This window comes from Haladaptatus sp. W1 (genome assembly GCF_001723155.1).
Classification (GTDB): domain Archaea; phylum Halobacteriota; class Halobacteria; order Halobacteriales; family Haladaptataceae; genus Haladaptatus; species Haladaptatus paucihalophilus.
Window position 1 is genome coordinate 1 of record NZ_MEIH01000251.1, and the last position, 18927, is coordinate 18927.

General features: G+C 63.3%; 26 protein-coding genes and 1 pseudogene. 12 read left to right on the forward strand and 15 right to left on the reverse strand.

The features are described from left to right. The first annotated feature begins 2 nt into the window (after window positions 1–2). Complete coding sequence (locus BG842_RS11175; protein WP_069450783.1) at window positions 3–248, forward strand: hypothetical protein; 246 nt, start codon at window positions 3–5, stop codon at window positions 246–248. Window positions 249–469: 221 nt separating this feature from the next. Beyond that, complete coding sequence (locus BG842_RS11180) at window positions 470–1390, forward strand: sulfite exporter TauE/SafE family protein (protein WP_069450784.1); 921 nt, start codon at window positions 470–472, stop codon at window positions 1388–1390. Between the two features lie 3 nt (window positions 1391–1393). Here BG842_RS11180 and BG842_RS11185 read toward each other — a convergent pair whose 3' ends face one another. From BG842_RS11185 to BG842_RS11195, 3 genes are all read right to left on the reverse strand, one after another. Then, window positions 1394–1705, reverse strand: coding sequence for a hypothetical protein (locus BG842_RS11185; RefSeq protein WP_254663086.1), 312 nt, complete (start codon window positions 1703–1705; stop codon window positions 1394–1396). A gap of 56 nt (window positions 1706–1761) precedes the next feature. Then, complete coding sequence (locus BG842_RS11190) at window positions 1762–2073, reverse strand: nucleoside triphosphate pyrophosphohydrolase (protein WP_069450802.1); 312 nt, start codon at window positions 2071–2073, stop codon at window positions 1762–1764. A 115-nt stretch (window positions 2074–2188) separates the two neighbouring features. Continuing rightward, window positions 2189–2611, reverse strand: coding sequence for a pyridoxamine 5'-phosphate oxidase family protein (locus BG842_RS11195; RefSeq protein ID WP_007977967.1), 423 nt, complete (start codon window positions 2609–2611; stop codon window positions 2189–2191). A gap of 113 nt (window positions 2612–2724) precedes the next feature. Between BG842_RS11195 and BG842_RS11200 the strand changes: the two genes are divergently transcribed. Next, the gene (locus BG842_RS11200; protein WP_069450803.1) at window positions 2725–3309 is read left to right on the forward strand and encodes a DUF6663 family protein; all 585 of its coding nucleotides are present in this window, start codon (window positions 2725–2727) and stop codon (window positions 3307–3309) included. 188 nt (window positions 3310–3497) lie between these two features. On the opposite strand, the gene BG842_RS11205 is transcribed toward BG842_RS11200, so the two are convergent. After that, window positions 3498–5078: an MDR family MFS transporter gene (locus BG842_RS11205; RefSeq protein ID WP_069450786.1), complete on the reverse strand. Its 1581-nt coding sequence runs from the start codon at window positions 5076–5078 to the stop codon at window positions 3498–3500. A gap of 346 nt (window positions 5079–5424) precedes the next feature. On the opposite strand from BG842_RS11205, the gene BG842_RS11210 reads away from it, so the two are divergent. Further along, window positions 5425–6051 (forward strand): TetR/AcrR family transcriptional regulator, encoded by a 627-nt coding sequence (locus BG842_RS11210; protein WP_069450787.1) that lies wholly within the window; start codon window positions 5425–5427, stop codon window positions 6049–6051. A gap of 72 nt (window positions 6052–6123) precedes the next feature. On the opposite strand, the gene BG842_RS11215 is transcribed toward BG842_RS11210, so the two are convergent. The 3 genes from BG842_RS11215 to BG842_RS11225 form a co-directional block, all read right to left on the reverse strand. Continuing rightward, window positions 6124–6558 (reverse strand): universal stress protein, encoded by a 435-nt coding sequence (locus BG842_RS11215; protein ID WP_069450788.1) that lies wholly within the window; start codon window positions 6556–6558, stop codon window positions 6124–6126. Between the two features lie 76 nt (window positions 6559–6634). After that, window positions 6635–8101 carry an MATE family efflux transporter gene (locus BG842_RS11220; protein ID WP_069450789.1) on the reverse strand — a complete coding sequence of 489 codons (1467 nt, stop codon included), beginning with the start codon at window positions 8099–8101 and terminating at the stop codon, window positions 6635–6637. Beyond that, on the reverse strand, window positions 8098–8706 hold the full coding sequence (locus tag BG842_RS11225; RefSeq protein ID WP_069450790.1) for a TetR/AcrR family transcriptional regulator: 609 nt from the start codon (window positions 8704–8706) through the stop codon (window positions 8098–8100). The genes BG842_RS11220 and BG842_RS11225 overlap by 4 nt, the downstream gene beginning before the upstream one ends. Window positions 8707–8869: 163 nt before the next feature. On the opposite strand from BG842_RS11225, the gene BG842_RS11230 reads away from it, so the two are divergent. Beyond that, window positions 8870–9469 carry a TetR/AcrR family transcriptional regulator gene (locus BG842_RS11230; protein WP_069450791.1) on the forward strand — a complete coding sequence of 200 codons (600 nt, stop codon included), beginning with the start codon at window positions 8870–8872 and terminating at the stop codon, window positions 9467–9469. A gap of 9 nt (window positions 9470–9478) precedes the next feature. Here the strand turns inward: BG842_RS11230 and BG842_RS11235 are convergent, their stop codons facing one another. Beyond that, a complete protein-coding gene (locus BG842_RS11235; protein WP_069450792.1) occupies window positions 9479–10726 on the reverse strand; it encodes an ABC transporter permease in 1248 nt (415 codons plus the stop codon). Beyond that, entirely contained in the window at window positions 10723–11466 is a 744-nt protein-coding gene (locus BG842_RS11240; protein ID WP_069450793.1) for an ABC transporter ATP-binding protein, read from the reverse strand. The genes BG842_RS11235 and BG842_RS11240 overlap by 4 nt, the downstream gene beginning before the upstream one ends. Before the next feature lie 197 nt (window positions 11467–11663). Between BG842_RS11240 and BG842_RS29790 the strand changes: the two genes are divergently transcribed. The 3 genes from BG842_RS29790 (at window position 11664) to BG842_RS11250 (ending at window position 13295) form a co-directional block, all read left to right on the forward strand. Next, the gene (locus BG842_RS29790) at window positions 11664–11837 is read left to right on the forward strand and encodes a hypothetical protein (RefSeq protein WP_018128785.1); all 174 of its coding nucleotides are present in this window, start codon (window positions 11664–11666) and stop codon (window positions 11835–11837) included. A gap of 38 nt (window positions 11838–11875) precedes the next feature. Further along, a complete protein-coding gene (locus BG842_RS11245) occupies window positions 11876–12793 on the forward strand; it encodes an alpha/beta hydrolase (protein WP_069450794.1) in 918 nt (305 codons plus the stop codon). 76 nt (window positions 12794–12869) lie between these two features. Next, the gene (locus tag BG842_RS11250; protein WP_069450795.1) at window positions 12870–13295 is read left to right on the forward strand and encodes a hypothetical protein; all 426 of its coding nucleotides are present in this window, start codon (window positions 12870–12872) and stop codon (window positions 13293–13295) included. On the opposite strand, the gene BG842_RS11255 is transcribed toward BG842_RS11250, so the two are convergent. Next, complete coding sequence (locus BG842_RS11255; protein ID WP_069450796.1) at window positions 13292–13762, reverse strand: metal-dependent hydrolase; 471 nt, start codon at window positions 13760–13762, stop codon at window positions 13292–13294. The two genes, BG842_RS11250 and BG842_RS11255, sit on opposite strands and share 4 nt — an antisense overlap. 90 nt (window positions 13763–13852) lie before the next feature. Here BG842_RS11255 and BG842_RS11260 point away from each other — a divergent pair, with 90 nt between their 5' ends. Continuing rightward, entirely contained in the window at window positions 13853–14545 is a 693-nt protein-coding gene (locus BG842_RS11260; RefSeq protein WP_069450797.1) for an SDR family NAD(P)-dependent oxidoreductase, read from the forward strand. A 1-nt stretch (window position 14546) separates the two neighbouring features. On the opposite strand, the gene BG842_RS31530 is transcribed toward BG842_RS11260, so the two are convergent. The 3 genes and pseudogenes from BG842_RS31530 to BG842_RS11270 form a co-directional block, all read right to left on the reverse strand. Beyond that, window positions 14547–14990 (reverse strand): DUF2071 domain-containing protein, encoded by a 444-nt coding sequence (locus BG842_RS31530; RefSeq protein WP_394327473.1) that lies wholly within the window; start codon window positions 14988–14990, stop codon window positions 14547–14549. Continuing rightward, window positions 14920–15228 (reverse strand): annotated as a pseudogene (locus BG842_RS33105) (DUF2071 domain-containing protein); the annotation flags it as partial. The pseudogene BG842_RS33105 and the gene BG842_RS31530, both read right to left, overlap by 71 nt. Then, window positions 15225–15470, reverse strand: coding sequence for a hypothetical protein (locus BG842_RS11270; RefSeq protein WP_069450798.1), 246 nt, complete (start codon window positions 15468–15470; stop codon window positions 15225–15227). The pseudogene BG842_RS33105 and the gene BG842_RS11270, both read right to left, overlap by 4 nt. Window positions 15471–15564: 94 nt before the next feature. On the opposite strand from BG842_RS11270, the gene BG842_RS11275 reads away from it, so the two are divergent. Both BG842_RS11275 and BG842_RS11280 read left to right on the forward strand, forming a co-directional pair. Further along, window positions 15565–16398 (forward strand): zinc transporter, encoded by an 834-nt coding sequence (locus BG842_RS11275; protein WP_069450799.1) that lies wholly within the window; start codon window positions 15565–15567, stop codon window positions 16396–16398. A gap of 82 nt (window positions 16399–16480) precedes the next feature. Beyond that, complete coding sequence (locus BG842_RS11280) at window positions 16481–16669, forward strand: hypothetical protein (protein WP_069450800.1); 189 nt, start codon at window positions 16481–16483, stop codon at window positions 16667–16669. Window positions 16670–16697: 28 nt separating this feature from the next. On the opposite strand, the gene BG842_RS11285 is transcribed toward BG842_RS11280, so the two are convergent. Beyond that, entirely contained in the window at window positions 16698–17207 is a 510-nt protein-coding gene (locus BG842_RS11285) for a hypothetical protein (RefSeq protein WP_069449990.1), read from the reverse strand. Further along, window positions 17204–17431 (reverse strand): hypothetical protein, encoded by a 228-nt coding sequence (locus BG842_RS30575; RefSeq protein WP_217493305.1) that lies wholly within the window; start codon window positions 17429–17431, stop codon window positions 17204–17206. The genes BG842_RS11285 and BG842_RS30575 overlap by 4 nt, the downstream gene beginning before the upstream one ends. 89 nt (window positions 17432–17520) lie before the next feature. Here BG842_RS30575 and BG842_RS11290 point away from each other — a divergent pair. Continuing rightward, a partial coding sequence (locus tag BG842_RS11290) for a globin-coupled sensor protein (protein ID WP_069450801.1) occupies window positions 17521–18927 on the forward strand: 1407 nt, incomplete at its 3' end.

Genomic DNA, 18927 nt, shown 5'->3' on the forward strand with positions numbered 1-18927 from the left:
CGATGGACCCGGACTCCGACTTCTCGGACGAACAGACTGGAAAACGCGTCGTCGCGGCCGACGGAACCGGACTCGGCGTCGTAAAGGAAGTTCGAAACGGAACGCTGTACGTCGAGGTCGGCGCGGACCCGAACCAGGACACCATCGACGAACTCGGGTGGGGCGGCGTCGTCAACCAGTCGGTCCACGAGTTGAGACGGCAGTTCATCGCCACCATCACCGACGAGACGGTTCGGCTGTCGGTGTAAAACCGGTTCGACGGGGTGGTTTCGCAAGGACTGCCGGTTTCTGGGACGGCCGACGAGCGGCCGATTCGCCGTTTTTACCGCTCCCGTCGTCTCCGCGGGCGTCTCCCCCGAGACGGGGCGTCATCGCTCGCGGAGACGGTTTCCCGATTTCTGGCACCTAACTACGCGGGGGAACAATCACGGGTAATGAGAACGAACGCGCGACCACCGCGGGGTGTGTATTGATGTCGAGCGAGCGAGCAATTCGCCCCGGGGAATTCGTCAGGAACTTGCGTCGATTCCGGTACCGGGAACTGCTGATGGCGATAGCGACCGTGGCGGTCGTCGTCGCCGCAATCGGTCTCTTCCCCGGCGTGGAGAACGTGACGAACGGGCTGAAGACGAACGCGACGACGACGGACCTCGCGCTCTTCGTCGCCCTCATCGTATTGGCCGCGATGGTGAAGGGGATGGTCGGGTTCGGCTTCGCACTCATCGCCACGCCGCTCGCGGCGTCGGTGATGAACGTCGAAATCGCCGTCGTCGTCCTCGCGATTCCGCCGTGGATGATAAACGTCTTTCAGGTGGGCGAGACGGACACCGGTCTCGAATTCGTCCGCCGGGAGTGGTCGCTCATCGGCCTCGCGCTCGTCGGGAGCATCGCGGGCGTCTTCTTCTTCTCTGCGTTCAAAACCAGCGCGCTGGTGACGTTCCTCATCGGTCTCGTCCTGTTCGGCTACGTCCTGTTCCAACTCGGCAAGGGGTTCGTCTCCGTGGAGGGAACGCACAATCCCGTCGCCCTCGGCGTCGTCGGCCTCTTGGAGGGGTTCCTCCTCGGCGCGGCCAATCTCGGCCCGCTCTTGCCGACGTACCTCCACACGTTCGAGCGCGACACGGAACGCTACGTCGGCGGCCTCTCGATGGTGCTCGGTCTGGTATTCACCGCAAAAATCGCCCAGATGTTGGCAACTGGAGTCATGACCTCCTACCACCTCTGGCTGGGTTCGACGCTCGCCGTCGTCACCCTCGTCGGGTTGTTCGCCGGGACCTACCTCCGGCGCGTCGAGATAGACGAACGAAAGTTCAACTGGCTGGTTGTCGGCATCCTGCTGGTCATCTCGCTGAAAATCTTCTCGAAGACGGTCCCGGCGCTGTTCTTCTGAGAATTATCGTACCGCGGCGACTCGCCACTCGTCGTCCGAGATTCGCTGTTCCGCGATGGTCTCGCCGTCGCCCAGCACGCGGAACGAGAAGCCCTCGCCGTTCCGTTCTGTCTGGAGTCGAACCGTCCGAACGTCGGCCTCGACTTCGGTCCGTCGTTCGTTCGGGAGCCAGTCGTCGCGGATCGCCGTCAAGCCGAAATCGCCGTAGGAGAGACGAGTAGACTCCTCGATGGTTCCGTCGGCGCGAACCTCGCCGATGATCCCCTCGTTACCCGCTCCCTCTCGAACGACGAGCGTGTACGTCGTGCGTGACATGGCCGGACGTTCGGCGCCGTCGGCCATCCACGCCGGGGTTGCACACGCAGGGGCTTTTACTCGACCCATTCGAGGACGATTCCATCCTCGAAACCGCCCCGCTCGGCCGCCTTCTCTGCCCGGAGGCGTTCCAGTTCGTCGGGCGAGATTCCCTTCCTCTCGGCCAACGCGTAGACGACTTCGAGCACGTCGGCCAATTCCATCACCTCGCCCGACTCGCGGAACTCCGCAACCTCCCCGTCCAACTTCTCGGCGAGTCGTCGTTCGTGTTCGTCCGAGTCGGCGACGTGCGTCACTGGCCGTTCGTCGTTTTCCTCGATGATGTCGGGGATGTCGTCGCGCACCAGCTTGTCGTACGTCCGAACCATACCAGTCGTGATAGAAACGATACTGAAAAGGACACCGTTCGAGGAATTTCGGCCCATCGTTCGTCAACGCACGTTACATCGCGGTCAACCCACCTTCGTTCGCTCCCGCCGCTCGTCACGTTTTCCGTCCCGTCACCGATTCCATGCGGAGTTCGTACAGTTCGGGTTCCACGTCCGAAATCGACTCGTCGAAGATTCTGAGCGGGATGAACCGTTCGTTTATCGCCGTGTCGTCGAGCGAATCCGACGCCGGGACGAGACGTCCCGTTACGAGGATGCTCCACGAGTCGTCGTCAGCGAATTCGTAGACGACGAAACTGGCGGTGTCGGTTCCCTCCACGAACGACAGCTTTTCGCCCCCCTCCTCGACGCCGAATCGGAGCAGGATGCGCTCGCCGTCGTAGTGGAACGCGACGGGGATGGAGTAGGCGTCGTCGCCGCGGGCGAGCGAGAGGACGCCAGTTTCGGCCTCGCGTAGTTTCCGTTCGATCTCCGTTTTGTCCATGCCGAAGGTGTAGACGAACTCGACGTGTTCCATACGGGTAGTACGACGGGGGACCTAATAGGTCGGCCGCATCGGACGGACGTCGCGTGACGAAAACCGGAACCGGATGCGAGCGTCTTTTCCCGCGTCCGAGCGGACCGTCCACCATGAGTGAAGACACGCGATTCCGCGTCCTCGCCGCGCCGGAGGAGGGACCGCTCCGCCTGCTGAACCGGGAGACGTACGAACCGGTCGTCACCGCCGCCGAGGACCACGGCGCGTCGGTCGCCGAACTGCACCCCGGCTACTGCATCGACGCCGACCTCGATTGGACGACAAGCGAACCGACGATTCGGTCGTTCTCGGTGGTTCGCCGAACGCTGTACGCCTTCGCTGACGGAATCGAACCCGTCTTCGAGGCTGCCCGGCAAACGTGGACGGAGGCGCAGATGGCTGGCGATTCGATGAACAGTCGCGTGACGCGCAACACCGACAACGAGGTCAACGGCGTCCTCTACGTGTTCGCCGAGGACGACAGGGGGGGCGTCTTCGAGGCGTTCCGCGAGGGCACCCGTCCGGTCGAACCGCTGGTGGAGAGAGTAAACGAGGAGGAAGGGGACGCGCCGCGGGAGGTGTTCGTGCTCCGACCCGCGGACGGGACGTACGTCATCGTCACCATCGCGCTCCGGAAGGGCGGCCAGTTCGCGGAGACGCTTCGAGATACCTACGATTGTCCGTCGCCATCGGAGTGAACTGGGACGATTCTACCCGTTCGGAAACGCAAATTTTCCGCATCCTACCGTCCACAGCGTCCCGTCGAGGTAGTCGGTAGAATATGAGTTAATTGATGAATGAGTGAAGCGGTTGCGGCGGCGCGAGAGGGCGGTGAAAATTCAAAAACGAACCGACCTAAAACGCGTTGAAACGACTGGTTCGACGGTCAGTCGTCCATCGGTTCGGCGGCACCCTCGCCCATCGAGACGTGCGCCTCCTCGCTGAGTTCCGTGTTGGGGAGCGTGAGCGCCACGACGAACGCGAGCGCGAGCACGCCGGTTCCGGCGAGGAACACCGTGTCGATGCTGTTGGCAAGCGCCGTGACGACGACATCGTGTATCCCTGCCGGGAGTGCGCTGATGGTCTTCGGGTCGATGCTGCCGCCGGACGCCGCGAGGGTTCCCGAACCGGCCTTCGCGCCGAAGGCGTCGGAGAGGCGGTGGGTGAGCTGGTTCGTCAGGAGCGCGCCGAAGACGGCGACCCCGATGGAGCTACCGAGGCTCCGGCTGAACGTGACGGAGGTCGTCGCAACGCCGAGGTCCTCGCGCTCGACGGCGTTCTGCACCGCGACGGTGAGGACGGGCATGACGAACCCGAGGCCCATCCCGGTGACGAACATGAACGCGGTCGATTCCGTGGAGGTCGTCGCCGGGGACATGGTGTGAAGCAACCAGTAGCCGACGGTGCCGACCACGGTGCCGACGACGGCGAACAGCTTGTAGTGTCCGAGGTGGGTCATGAGTTGCCCCGTGACCGCGCTCGTGACGAGCATTCCGCCGACGAGCGGGAAGAGAAGCAACCCGGAGTTCGTCGCGCTCGCGCCCAAGACGGTCTGGAGGAAGACGGGGAGGTAGATGGTCGCCCCGAACATCCCGATACCGAGACAGAAGCTGAGCGTCATGACGCCGACAACGGTGTGCCTGTCGAGCAGGTGGATGGGGAACACGGGTTCGTCCACGCGCAGTTCCTGCAGGGCGAACAGGACGCCGAAGACGACCGTCGCGGCGGCGAGCGAGAAGATTTCCACGGAGTCCCACGCGTACCTGTCGCCGCCCCACGTCGTGACGAGCATGAGCGCCCCGACCGAGAAGACGAGGAGCGCGGCCCCGAGGTAGTCGATGTCGTGGTCGGCCTCCGGCGTCGGGAGGTCGAGTTTGAAGTGCGTGATGGTGATGGCCGCCAGTCCGATGGGGACGTTGATGTAGAAGATCCAGCGCCAGCTGTAGTGGTCGGTGAGGTAGCCGCCGAGGAGCGGTCCACCGATGGTCGCCGCGCCGAAGATGAGCATCATGTAGCTCATGTACTTCCCGCGTTCGCGGGGCGAGAAGATGTCGCCGAGGATGGTCGTCGCCATGGCGATGAGACCGCCCGCGCCGATACCTTGCAGCGCGCGGAACAGCGCGAGTTGAGTCATCGGGCCAACGGCGTCGTTGATGGCGGCGAACTCCCCGGCGAGGCCGGAGAGGATGGACCCGAGCAGGAAGATGGAGATGGACGTCTCGAAGATGACGGAGCGTCCGTACAGGTCGCTTAGCTTTCCGTAGAGCGGCGTCGTCACCGTGACGGTCACGAGGTAGGCCGTGACGATCCACGACATCTTGCTCGCGTCGCCCAAGTCGCCGACGATGGTCGGGAGCGCCGTCGAGACGATGGACTGGTCGATGGAACCAAGGAGCATCCCCAGCATCAGTCCGCCGAGGATGACGAGGCGTTCACGACCGATACCGTCGCTCGTTTCAGTACTCATGCCTGCACCCTCCGTGCGCGCGATGAAGCTCGAAGTTGAATGAACATTCAGTCACCTATGGCTTACTGAACAGTTAGTTAGTGATAAATCTTCCGAGAAGAGTATTGCCACGAGCGGCTGATTCGACCGCGCTGACTGGACTCGCTCCGGTTCATCCTCTCCCCGGAGTACGACGGTCGCTACTGAATGTTCATTCAATTTTTATATGTCGAATTCGTAGGGAGAGTATGCACAGATTCGACGGGACGGCCCTCGTGTTCGGAGAACGACGCACGAAACGGGGTGCCCCCGCCGTATCGTTCCGACCGACGGCACGAACGACCACGAACGACGGGTTCGACTAACGATGACGGAGACGCCGACGTTCCTCGAAGACCCGACCGACACGCGGGACGCCATCATGCGGGCGACGTATCTGGCCCTCTGCAACCACGGCTACGCCGACCTCACGATTCAGCGTATCGCCGACGAGTTCCCGAAGAGCAAGTCGTTGCTCTACCACCACTACGACGGGAAGGACGACCTCCTGCTCGACTTTCTGGAGTTCATGCTCGAACACCAGCGAGAGCGGATTCCCGCCGAACCGACGAGCAGCGCGGACGACCACCTGAACGCCATCTTCGACCGCGTGTTTCGCACGCCGATGACCGACGACTACCGCGATTTCTGGCGGGCGATGGTCGAACTGCGCGCACAGGCCGCCCACGACGAGAAATATCGGGACCATTTCACGCGAAGCGACGAGTTCTTCCGAGAACTGTTCGCCAACGTCGTCCGGTCCGGTATCGACGACGGCGTCTTCCGCGAGGTGAACCCCGAACGAACGGCGGCGTACCTCCAGACGACCATCACGGGCGTGATGACGCGGCGCGTGACGACGAACGGGGACATCATCGAGGACGTCCGTGAGGAACTCGACGAGTACGTTCGTCTTCGCCTGCTCGCGGGCGAAACGGGCGATTCGACCGAGTGATAATGGACGGTTCGACCGAGTGATAATGGACGATTCGGGCGGACGACGAAGGTCGCGGAACTGCCGTCCCCCTCAGTGAACGACGGTGACGGGAACCGGAGACCGTCGCGTCACCGTTTCCGCCACGCTTCCGAGGAGAATTCTGTTGAGGCCGGTTCGCCCGTGGCTACCCATGACGATGGCGTCGATGTCGTTGTCCTCGTCGGCCGCATAGTCGATTATCGTGTGTGCCGGACGACCGATCAACCGGACGGTCTCCGCCTTGGTACCCGATTCGACGGCCGTCTCCTGCATGTCCGAGAGCAACTCGTCCGCGGCCGCTTTCTCCGCCTTTTCGACGGAATCGTCGTAGAGGATGTCCCCGAACTCGTCCGAGGAAATCCACCCGCTGGGGTCGAGAACGTGGAGCAGGACGATGGTCGAGTCGGGATAGACCTCGATAGCGTGTTCGAGCGCCGTATCCGACTGCGGTGCGTTGTCCACGGGAACGAGAATTCGTCGGGACATACGTCGTGTATCGATGCCGAACAGTAACAGTTGTTTCGATGGCGACGAGCGAAAACGTTCGAGCCGTCGGTCGGTCTCAGTCCGCCGGAGACGGCTGTTTCACGTCGTCGAGTTCGTTCGACTTCCACGCTCCGCGCCGGAACCAGACGAACGCGAGGATGGCGGTCACGGTGTTCGAGAACGCGATGGCGTACCAGACGCCCGTCGCGCCCATGCCGTTCACCTCTAAGAGGTAGTACGCGACCGGGATGCGGAACACCCAGAGCGAGAGGATGGTGAACACCATCGCGGTGGTGGTGTCGCCCGCCCCGCGGAACGCCGAGGTGACGACCCGGAAGACGCCGAGGAACAGGAACGTCGGGCCGATGATGCGGAGGTATTGCGCACCGATTCTGATGACCTGTGCGCGGGTCTCACTGTCTCCGACGAACACCCCGACGATGGGTTCCGCGAAATACCACGCGATGACGCTCACGCCCGCCAGCACGATGGCGAGCGTTCCGGAGGCGTAGTAAACCGCCCGCTCGGAGCGATCGGGTTTGTCCGCGCCGAGGTTCTGTCCGACCGCCGTCGTCGTCCCCTGTGCGAGTCCGATGCTCGGGAGGAAGACGAGCGAGTTTAGCCGGTTGCCGATACCGAAGGCGGCGACCGCCGGGTTTCCGGCCATCGAGACGATGGCGGTCAGGAACGTGATACCGAGCGCCCGCATCGACATGTCCACGCTGGCGGGAGCACCGATACGGACGATTTTCTTGATGGTCTTCGGGTCGGGCGTGATGTTGTCTCGCGAGAGGTGGATACCGACCCGCCCGCTGAACAGGATGGTGAGACCGATGACGGCACCGACGCCGCGAGAGAGGACGGTGGCGATGGCCGCGCCCTGCACTCCGAATCCGGTGAACCCGGTGAGGTTGAGGAGCGTCGTTTCGAGCCCGCCGAGCCCGAGGGCGTTCAACAGCAGGTTGTCCGTGAACCCGTAGAAAAACGGGTCGAGGATGATGTTGAGCGTGACGCCGAACGCTATCAGATACATCGGCGTCTTCGTATCGCCCCAGCCGCGGAGGAGCGCCTGAAACATGAAGAAGCCGGACATGAAGAACACGCCGACGAACGTGGTCTGCGTGAACTCCACGGTCCAGCGATACACCTGCGACCCCGGCGTCGCACCGATGAGCGAGACGAGGGTCGGCGCGGCGAAGTAGCCGATGACCGCGAAGATCAGCGACGCGAGCATGGTGAACGTGATGGTCTGTCCGGCCACGTGGTTCACGCGGTCGTGGTTTCCCGCGCCTTTGTTCTGCGAGACGAGCGCCGTTCCGGCGATGGAAAAGCCGGTGCCGAGGCTGATGAGGAGGAAGACGAGGGGGAACGCGTACGATACCGCGCTCACCGCGCCGGACCCTATCTGGCCGACCCAGAAGGTGTCCGCGAGGTTGTACACGACCTGCATCAACTGACTGGCGACGATGGGTGCCGACAGCAATAATAGCGGTTTGAACAAGTCTCCGTCGGTGAGGTTCACGTCACGATTTCCGGCGCTCATTGGTCTTCATCTCCGACGGTGATGGCTTGGATGAATTCACGGATGGCGTCGCGGCCTACTTCATTCGGCTCGTCGGAGCCAAGGACGACGCTCCGTCCCCGAACGCCGTCGAGCAGAATCAGTACGTGTTCGGCCGCTCGTTCGGGGTCGATGGCCTCGAACTCGCCGCGTTCGATACCGTCCTCGAAGATGCGCGTGAACAGGTCCTTGAGCCGGGCGTTGTTCTCCTGTAGCTGTTCCCGGAAGGCGTCGTTGTAGGGCGCTTGCATCCCCATCTCCAACATCGTGACCTCGAAATCGTTCGAATCGTCCGGGTCGGGAAAGAGCGCATCGACGGTGAACGAGAGCGCGTCGGCCGCGCTGTCGTACTCGTCCAGCGAAAGCCTCGTGGCGAACTCGTCGAGGTGGTACTCAAGAAACGAGACGAGCAATTCCTCTTTGCTGTCGTAGTGGTAGTGGAGGAGCGACTTGCTCTTGTCGAGCTCGTCGCTGATGCGTTGCATCGTGAGATTCGCGTAGCCGTACTCACAGAGCGCCCGACACGTGGCGTCCATGATGGCTTCGTGTGTCTCGGGCGGAGACCCGTTCGACCGCTGTGTTTCCATGTACTGACTGAATAGTTAGTCACCCATGTTAAGCATTGTGTTGTCCGACGAGAATGACGGGGAGAGAGACAGAATACCACGAAACAGAGCGGCAGACGGGGCGATAGCTCGATTGCGCCCGACGACCACAAGCGTTTTGGGGAGATAACTAGTTGTTTAGTTAATGGCAGAGCCTTCCGATGGTGACGAGCGTTCCGAAGCCGAACTGAAGATAATGGGGGCCACCTATCGGGCACTCTGTGAGCACGGCTACGCGAACCTGACGATGCAGGCGATAGCGGAGGAGTACGGCAAATCGACCGCCGCGATTCACTACTACTACGACACGAAAGACGACCTCCTCGCGGCGTTTCTGAGCTACCTGTTGGACAAGTTCATCGACCGGGTTCACGAAGTCGAGACGACCGCCCCGAAAGAGCGACTCGACCTTCTGTTGGACCGACTGTTGACTCACCGTGAGGGCTCCCGAGATTTCATGATCGCCATGCTGGAGATGCGCGCCCAAGCGCCATACAACGAGGCGGTGCGAGAGCAGTTCCAGCGCAACGACGAGTACACCCGCTATCTGCTCAAAACGGTCATCGCCGACGGAACGGATTCGGGCGTGTTCAGCGCCGAGGACCCGGAACACGCGTCTAACTCGCTCATGCTCATCGTCGATGGTGCTCGGACGCGGTACGGCTCCATCGGGGACGAGAACGCGCTCGAAGAGGCGCGACAGACCGCCCGGGAGTACGTCGAATCGGTCCTGATGGCCGAGTAAAAAGCGCCGCTATTCGTGTCGGAGCGCGTCGATGGGGTCGATGCGTGCGGCGTTCCACGCCGGGTAGAGACCCGAGACGAGGCCGACGCCGATACCGACGACGATGGCGACGCCGAACCATTTCGGCGCGAACGCGAGGTCGAAGCCGATAGCCTGCGCGGCGACGTACCCGCCCGCGATGCCGACGACGGTGCCGACGATGGACCCGATGACGCCGAGGATTATCGCCTCGACGATGAACAGTTGAATGATGTCGCGTTTCTGCCCGCCGACGGCTTTCATAATGCCGATTTCGCGGGTGCGCTCGGTCACGCTCACCAGCATGATGTTGGCGATGCCGATGGCCCCGACGATGAGCGAGATGACGGCGATACCGGTGATGAAACTCGTGAACGTCCCGATGACCTCCTGAATCTGCTCGACCAGTTGCCGGTTCGTCTGGAGGGACACCTCGTAGGACGCGGGTTTGAGTTGGCTCGCGTCGGATTCGTTGGTCAGATACGATTCGACCGCGGGTTGGACGCTATCCACGTGGTCGTAATCGACAGCCCGAACCGTGACTTGCGGGTAGGCTCGTTGCTGTGTGCCCGTCGTCGGACTCCGCACCGTCGTGCCGTAGAACGGGTCGGTCGGGACGTAGATTTGGGGCCGTGAGGTACCGAACGCGCTCGCCGTTGCCGAGGCGTTGAGGATGCCGACGACCGTCACCGTCCGCGTGCCGTTTGCGAACTGGAGCGTGAGGCTGTCGCCGGTCGTGACGTTCGTCGAGAACAGCGTCGCGGCGGGTTCGTTGAGGACGACCTCCTCCGAACCGGACGAGAACGTCCGTCCCGACTCGAACGAATCCGACGAGAACGCTCCCGGCGTCGTCGCGGTTACGCTCTCCCAGCCGATGGTTTGGCCGTCGTGACCCAGCGAGGACACCTGCACGCTACCCTGTGGGACGACGGAATCGACGTCCGAGAGACCCCGCAACTGTTCGATGTCGTGTTCGGTGAGCACCGGTACCGAGCCGCCCTGACTCGATGGCCCACCGGGTCCGTCGTTGGCACTCGGCGGGGCGACGCTCGCCACGATGGAGGGGTTGGAGTCGGCCGAGACTTGCCCGACGATGGCGGCTTGAAGGCTCGCGCCAAGCGTGACGAAAGTGATGACCGACCCGACGCCGATGATGATGCCGAGCGTCGTCAGCACCGACCGGAGTTTGTGGTCGCGGATGGACCGCCAACTCATCTGGAAGCTCTGGCGGAAGTTCATGGCCTCGCCTCCACGCGTCGCGGCGACTCGACGGGTTCGATGCGCTCCACTTCGCCGTCCAGCAGGTGGACGATTCGGTCCGCGTGTTCCGCAACCGTGCGCTCATGGGTGACGAGTAAGATGGTGTTGTCCTCGTCGTTGAGTTCCTCGAACAGGGCCAAAATCCGGCGTTCCGTCTCGGTATCGAGGTTGCCGGTCGGTTCGTCGGCGAGGATGATGGCGGGGTCGTTCGCCAGCGCGCGGGCGATGGCCACGCGCTGGCGTTGCCCGCCCGAGAGTTCGTTCGGCCGGTGGTCGCGTCGCTCGCCCAAGCCGACCCGTTCGAGGAGGTCGCTCGCCCGCTCGGTCCGTCGCTTCGTTCCGACTCCCTGGAACAACATCGGCAGAGCGACGTTCTCCGCGGCGGTGAGTTTCGGCATCAGGTTGAACGTCTGGAAGACGAAGCCGATTTCGTCACCCCGAAGCCTCGTCCGCTCGGCGTCGGAAAGCGTCGTGACTTCGGTTCCATTCACGGTTATCGTCCCCTCGGTCGGCGTGTCGAGACAACCGACGACGTTCATCAGGGTGCTCTTTCCCGACCCGCTCGGCCCCATGACGGCGGTGTACGACCCGGTTTCGATGGACAGGTCGATGCCGTCGAGGGCGTGGACGGGTTCGCCGCGATGGTAGGTCTTGCGGACATCGGTCAGGGTCACCGCGGCGGTCGGTTTCGATTGGGTTCGTGGGCGTGAATCAGGCATGAGGTCGTGATAGCGTGTTCGATAGCTCGTCCGGTCCGTGTTCGCGGTCGGTCACGATTCCGTAGAGTCGCCGGCGGGTTCGGCGTCGCTCGGTATCGTACTGACCGAATATTCAGTCAAATGGTGATACGCGTTCCTCGGTATTTAGTACCACTCGCTCGTTCGAAACGGCGCTCACGCTGTGAGGAGGCACGGGTTTGACATTCACGGGCGTCGACGGCTTCAGTATGGGGGTTTGTGACATCTGCGAACAGCGCAAGTCGAACGGGACGCATCTCGTCGGACGGACCGGCGAGTTGTGGGTGTGCCGGGGGTGCATGATGCGGGCCGTCACCGGAAAGAAGGAGGAACTGTCGTTCATGAACCCGTGAGACGACTTTTATGTTCCCCGTCGTCCTCGTAAGGGATAATGACGAAGACACGGGCACGCGAGCTATCGCGGTTGCGGTACGCGAAGAACGACGCCGATTTCGAGAGCGAGGGAACGCGCTGTGCGGGATGGCTGTACACCCCGGAAGGCGTCGCGGACCCGCCCGTGGTGATGATGGCTCACGGATTGGGGGGCGAACGAACCTTCGGATTGCCGAAAATCGCGAAGGAGTTCGTCGCCCGTGGGTTCGCCGTTTTCCTCTTCGACTACCGGAATTTCGGCGACAGCGACGGCGAACCGCGCAATCTCGTGAACGCGAGTCGGCACGTCGAAGACTGGGAGGCCGCCATCGACCACGTTCGCGGGTTGGACGCCATCGACCGCCGGAAAATAGCGCTCTGGGGAACGTCCTACAGCGGCGGGCACGTCATCGAAGCGGCGGCGGACGACCATCGAATCGCCGCCGTGGTCGCCCAAGTCCCGTTCGTCGACGGACGGACGGTCGCCCGCGCGTCCGGCGCGAAGAAGGTGTTGAAGGGGACACTGGCGGGCGTCCGCGACCTCGTACGAAAGTACACGTTCCGCGGTCCACACACGGTTCCCGTCGCCGGGTATCCCGACGAGTTCGCGGTGCTCAACACGCCGGGAGCGATGGAAGGGATGGAAACCATCGTACCCGACCCGCCGGTCTGGGAGAACGAAGTTCCGGCCCGCGTCTTCCTCGAAATCCCGTTCTACCGCCCGATTTCGGTCGTGGAGGACGTTCCGTGTCCGTTGCTCCTGATCGGCGGCCGGGACGACGACATCGTTCCGGTCTCGTCGATTCGGTCCGCGGCGGAACGGGCCGACGCGACGTACATCGAACTCCCAATCGGCCACTTCGACGTGTACGACGACGCGTTCGACGCGGTGGTCGGATACGAGGCGGCGTTCCTCGACCGAGAAGTGCGGGAGTGATGTACTCCGCACCGGTGGTGTCCGGGAGGATGTAGCTAGTTTTATTTATCATCACAGAATATAACAAAATAGAACAATGGTGAAATCATCCGAGACACCGCCTGTCCCCCTCTCACTCGACGAAATCTTCGAAGTACTGGTCGCTCCGCGTCGGAGAGCGGTGTTGTACGAACTCCACGGACGGTCGGAACCGATGACGCTGACCGACCTCGCCGCATCCGTCGATGCGGTTGAAGCGGTGACGACGGCGGAGACGAACGGGACCGAAACGGAAGCGGCGACCGGGACGAACGAACCGGAAGTGACGGCGGCGAACCGGAAGTCGGTCACCGTCGCGTTGGACCACATTCACCTCCCCAAACTCCAGCAAGCCGGACTCGTCACCTACGACCGAGCGGAGAAAACCGTCGAGTTGGGCCGGATTCCTCGGCACTTCGAGCGGTACCTCCGATTCGCGGCCGAGGACGACCACCGCACGCGGGCCATCGACGCGACCGTTTAACGGAGCAGGTGGCCGAGCGTCCACGCGCCACCCGCGGCCGAGACGCCGAGGACGAACAGCAGGACGTTCGCACGAACGTCGCTCGCGGGGACGATATCGAGGGTGAACGTCCGCCCCGAGAGGGGCCAGAACGGACGAACCCCCATCGGCGTGATAACGTCGGCGAGGAGATGTGCCACGATGGCGAGCGTGCCGACCAGCAGGCCGAATTCGGCGACCGTCGTCCCTCCAAGAATCCCGCCGACGAGGCCGGAGAGGACGCCGACGGCACCGGCGAAGGCGACGGTGTGTGTCGCTCCGCGATGGCGGAGTCGGTTCGTCCGCGTGTCGAGGTCGGGAATCATGGTCAACGCGACGGTGACACCGCCGCCGAGAAGCGCGAACGTCGGAGACCCGGCCGCGACGAGGACGCAACAGATGGGTGCATAGAGCGTGAGCGCCACGCCGCAGTGACCCGGCTGATACATGCTTCTCACTTACACCGCAGGCGGTTAACTGCAACGGGGGGAACGGGCGACGACGAAAACCGATTTCACGCTCCCGTCCGACGTTCTCCCATGGACGGATTGACGGCGGTCATCACCGGCGGGACGCGAGGAATCGGGCGGCGGGTCGCGGAGTCGTTCGCGGACGAGGGCGCGACCGTCGCCCTCTGCGGACGTGATGCTGGAGAAGTCGATGCGACCGTCGAGACCATCGAAGGCGCGGGAGGCAACGCGGTCGGCGTGCGCGCCGACGTGCGCGACGAGTTCGACGTGGAACGGTTGGTGGAAACCGCCGCCAGAGAGGGCGAGGACGGCATCGACGTGGTGGTGGCGAACGCCGGGGTCTACCACGGGACGCCGGGTGAAACGCCCCTGACGACCGAATCCTACGCCGCCTTCGACGACACCCTCCGAACGAACTGCCGGGGGGTGTACACGGTGATTCGGGAATCGCTTCCGCACCTCGCCGAAGACGCTCGAATCCTCGTTTCGACCGGTTCTATCGGCCACGAAACGCACGCGGGATACGGCTCCTACGCCGTCTCGAAAGCCGCCGCGGAGGGGCTGGTTCGCGGGTTTTCGACCGAACTCGACGGGACGGTGGTCGGCATCGACCCCGGCGTCGTCGGAACGGAGATGATGGGCGGGAAGGGACGCGACCCGGAGGACGTGGCCGGTCTGTTCGTCTGGGCCGCCACGGACGCCGAGGACGTGAACGGCGAAATCGTCGGGCTGAAGCGGTGGCGGCAGGCGACGCGGGAGTGAGTCAGTCGAGTCGTTTCGGCGCGTGGACGTGGAATACCATCGCCGGGCAGTACCGGACCCGAGGCTCCGCGTCGGGGAGCGGCAGTCCGACGGCATCGAACAGCGAGTCGGCCCACACGTCGGCCTCGACGGGGTGAAGCGGCCACGGGTCGTGCTCGACGCGGGCGGTCATTCCGGCTTGCGGGACGAACAGTCGATAGCGCTCCGAGAGGAAGTAAGAGAGCGAGCCGGTCTCGGGAACGGTCGCGCCGTTTTTCGGACGGTACGTCGCCTCGAACTCGACGGGAAGCGTTTCGGGATGGCGTCGGCGGGCGTGAATCCGGTGTATTCCGTCCGTTTCGACGGTTATGTCGGCGTCGTAGTACGGCAGACGATAGAGCCGCCGCGACACGCGCCGCGAGCCGACTGCCGGTGTCGAGGCTGAGAAAGTAGACGCCGACGGCATCGCCGAGGCGGACGTAGGTTCGGACGTTGACCTGTGGGAACGTCGCACCGAGGAGGTGCGGCGTTCCCGGCGGGCGGGCGTTTTCGGCGGTCGAAGCGAGGACGCTGACCCACGCCCGCCCGTCGAACGTATCGAGCGCCAGCGAATCGGGAATCGCGGTTTCGAGCGCGGCGGTATCGACCGACCAGTGGGCGAACAGACAATCGCGCCACGTGAATCGGAGTACGCGCACGGTCACGACCGCCGGTAGTACCAGCAGGCGAAACAGCAGAACGGGACGCCGAAGGAGATGACGAGGACGGGAAGTATCGGCAGGAATCGGAGCGACCCGGTGACGAAGACGTCCAGTCCGAGAGCGGAGAGCGTTCCGTACACCGCGTCACCCGCAAACGGGGCGGTGAGCCGGAACAGGACGTACGCGACCAGCGTTTGCGCCGCCCGAACGAGCACTCCCGCGCCGCGAACCGTCTTCGTCTCCATGGTCTCTCTACGTGTCGTCGCTCGGCAATAGCTTTGTGGTGGGTCGCGACGACCAACCGACGGGTTAATAACTTCTGATTGAGGATTAATAACCATGCCACGACTGTCACGGCTCGGCCTCGCCGGGTTCGTCGCTCTCGTCGTCCTCACCGGAGTGGGGGTGACGGCGGGGCTGTCCAAAGTCCTCGTCATCGCGTGGGTCGCGTTCGCGGCCATGGCCGCGGGTGCCGTGCTCGGGGGTCGGTCAAACGACTCCATGCACGCGAAAAAGCTCGTCTGGGCCTTCGGGTTGGCGAGCGGTGCGATGATAACCAGCGCCGCCGTCTTCCTCGTCCCGAGCGCGATTTCCCACCACCCGGAGTACGGCGGCTTCGGTATCGCCGCCGGGATTCTGGTCGGCTTCAGCGCCCACACCATCGGCCACCGGGCGACCCACCTCGAAACGGCGCTCGACCACACGTCGGTCGAACTGACCGCCCACTCGTTCGCCGCGGGTGCCATCATCGGTCTCGTCTACGGCAACATGCCGGAACTCGGGTTGCTCCTCGGCCTCGCCATCGTCTCGCACAAGGGACCCGCGGGGTACGTCGCGGCCCACCGACTCCGAGAGAGCGGCAGTACACCGTCCGTCCTGCTCCTCCCCGCCGCGGGCATCGGCATCACGGCTATCATTTCCGCGCTGCTCCAGTTGCCCTCCAGCGCCGCGGTCAACGGCCTCGTCTTCGGGTTCGCCGCGGGCGTCTTCCTCCACGTCGCCATGGACTTCCTCCCGCGCTGTGAACTCGGCGGCGAGGTGTACGAGGTGGCACAGTTGAGCGACAACGCCCACCACCTCCTCGACGAACTCCGCACGCACGCCGTCGCGAGCACCGCCCTCGGCGGGCTGGTGGTGTTCGCGCTCTGGGCGGTCATCAGCGGGTCAGGATAGCCGCGCGGAACGCAAGGACCAGCGTCTCCGAGACGTTCGTCTCGGAGGAAGAGTTATAAATTTGAACAGTGTGTCGGACGGTATGGACGTTCCGAAAGAGCGTATCGCGTTTGCCATCGCCGCCATCGGCTTCTCCTACCTCGGTATTTCCAACGCGATACGCGCGGATGCCGTCCTCAGTACGAACACCTCCCTATTCTTTTTCGCGGCGCTCGGGTTTTTGTTCGCTCTCGCGGTGGACATGTTCTACGAGGGAAACGCGGCCGAGTGAGAGGGGGAGAACCTCACAGGTCACGAACTCACAGTTCCCGCGCCGAATCCGGGTTCTCCACGTCCCACAGATATTCTGGTAAAAAGGCGTCCAAGTGGTCGATGATTCTCCGGTCGCTGGCGTTCATTCCCTCGCAGTGGTCCCACGCCGACTCGCGGATATCGACGTGCATCTCGCCGTTTTCCGTGCGAATCGAGACGGGGTAGACGAAACAGCGGGCGGGCTTCCAGCCGTTTTCGGCCTGCAACTCACAGCGGCCGTCTCCGCGGAGGAAGTGACACGCACAGCCGTCCTCGGCGGTTTCGTCGTGGTCCTTCTCCTCGCGGCGCACGAAATCCTCGCCGCAGAACTCGGTAGTCGCTTCGTTCAGGTCTGCGTGTTCTCCCAACTCGAAGAATTCGCGGTCGTACAGCAGGACGCCGTGGTGGCAACACCACGTACAGCTATCGACGCACTCGAAGGTGAGGTCGGGGTCGAACTCCACGACCGCCTCGCGGCCCGGATGCACTTCGACGCGAACCGGAGTGTCTGCGCTCACGTCCGCGCTTCGGTCGCGCTCGCGGAAAGGTCATCCGATTTCGGCGGCCACGCCGTCAGCGTCTCCTCGTACGCCACATCGGTTCGTTCGAAGCGCCGCTCGACGTACTCGTCCATCGTTTCGATGATGTGGTCGCCGGAATGAAAGTCCTTTTGGAGGGACAGACACCGAATCCGAGAAATGAGCGTGATTTGATAATCTGTCCCCCCTCCGTTTAGATACACACCATACGACCGCCGTAGTGTTGTGTTTGGGGCAGGTTCCCGGACGCTGATAACGGTAATAATTTAAATACTTGACCACAGTACACGCCATGAACAGCACAGGCGACGTGTTCGGGAACTCCGAACTCGGGAAACGGGTCGATATCGACGCGCAACTCGACGAGATGGGTCTCGATATGGAAGAGATAGAGCGACGGAAGTCGTTTCTCGGCCTCGACGCGGAGGACGCCAGCCGACTGTCCGCCCTCCGCCCGACGTTCGAGGCCAACCGCGGGACGGTAGCCGACCAGTTTTACGAGAATTTGCAGGAACACGAGAAGACACACGAAATCCTCGCGAACTCCACGCGCGGTATCGAATCGCTGAAATCGACACAGGGGGAGTACCTCGTCACCCTCGCCGACGCGACCTACGACGAGGAGTACGTCCGAAACCGGGCGCGAATCGGAAAGCTCCACGACATGCTGGACATGCCGTTGAACCACTACATCGGCCAGTACAGCATCTACTACGACCTCATCGGGTGTCTGTTGAAAGAGCGACTGGAGGACGACCTCGAATCGACGATTCGAGAGCACGTCTCGCCCGCGGCGACCGACGGCGGGCAACTCGCCGGGACCACGACCGACGTGGACGAACTCGTCTCCGAGGTCCGGGAGTCGGCACACGAGCGCTTCGAGGACATGCTCTCGGTGCTCCGCGTGCTCAACCTCGACATGCAGATAGCGGCGGACACCTACGTCCACTCGCACAGCCAGCAGATGAAAGAGGAGATAGCGCGCTCGCGCACCCTTCGGGAATCGACCGAAGAGCACGTTCTCGACGCACACGAATCCGCCGCCGACGTCGCCGAGAGCTCCGTCGAAATCAACCAACTCACCGAGGAGCAGTCGGAGAACATGGAGCGAATCGCCAGCGAAGTGTCCACCCAGAGCGCCACGGTCGAGGAGATCGCCGCCAGCGCGAACGAAGTGGAACAGAAGAGCCGCGAATCCCAGGAATTCGCCGAGGAGGGGAAGAAACTCGGCCAGCGCGCGATCAGCGCAACCGAATCCACCGAGGACGCCCGCAAGAGCATGGTGGACGACGCGGAGGAACTCCAGAACGCGGTCAGCGAAATCGGCGACGCGGTGCGGATGATAAACGACGTCGCGGACCAGACGAACCTCCTCGCACTGAACGCCTCCATCGAGGCGGCGCGCGCCGGAGAGGCTGGCGACGGGTTCGCCGTCGTCGCCGAGGAAGTCAAATCGCTCGCCGAGGAGTCGAAGGCTCGGGCCGCCGAAATCGAGGCGATGGGCGAACGCATCGAGAACCGAACCGAGAGCACGCTCGACAGCCTCGGCGAGAGCAAAGCCTCCATCTCCGAGACGGTCACCGCCGTCCAGCGGACCAGCGAAAAGCTCGAACGCATCGTGGACTCGGCCACCGAAACCGCGGTCGGCATGGAGCAGATTACCGCCGCGACGGACGAACAGGCGTCGAGCACCCAGGAG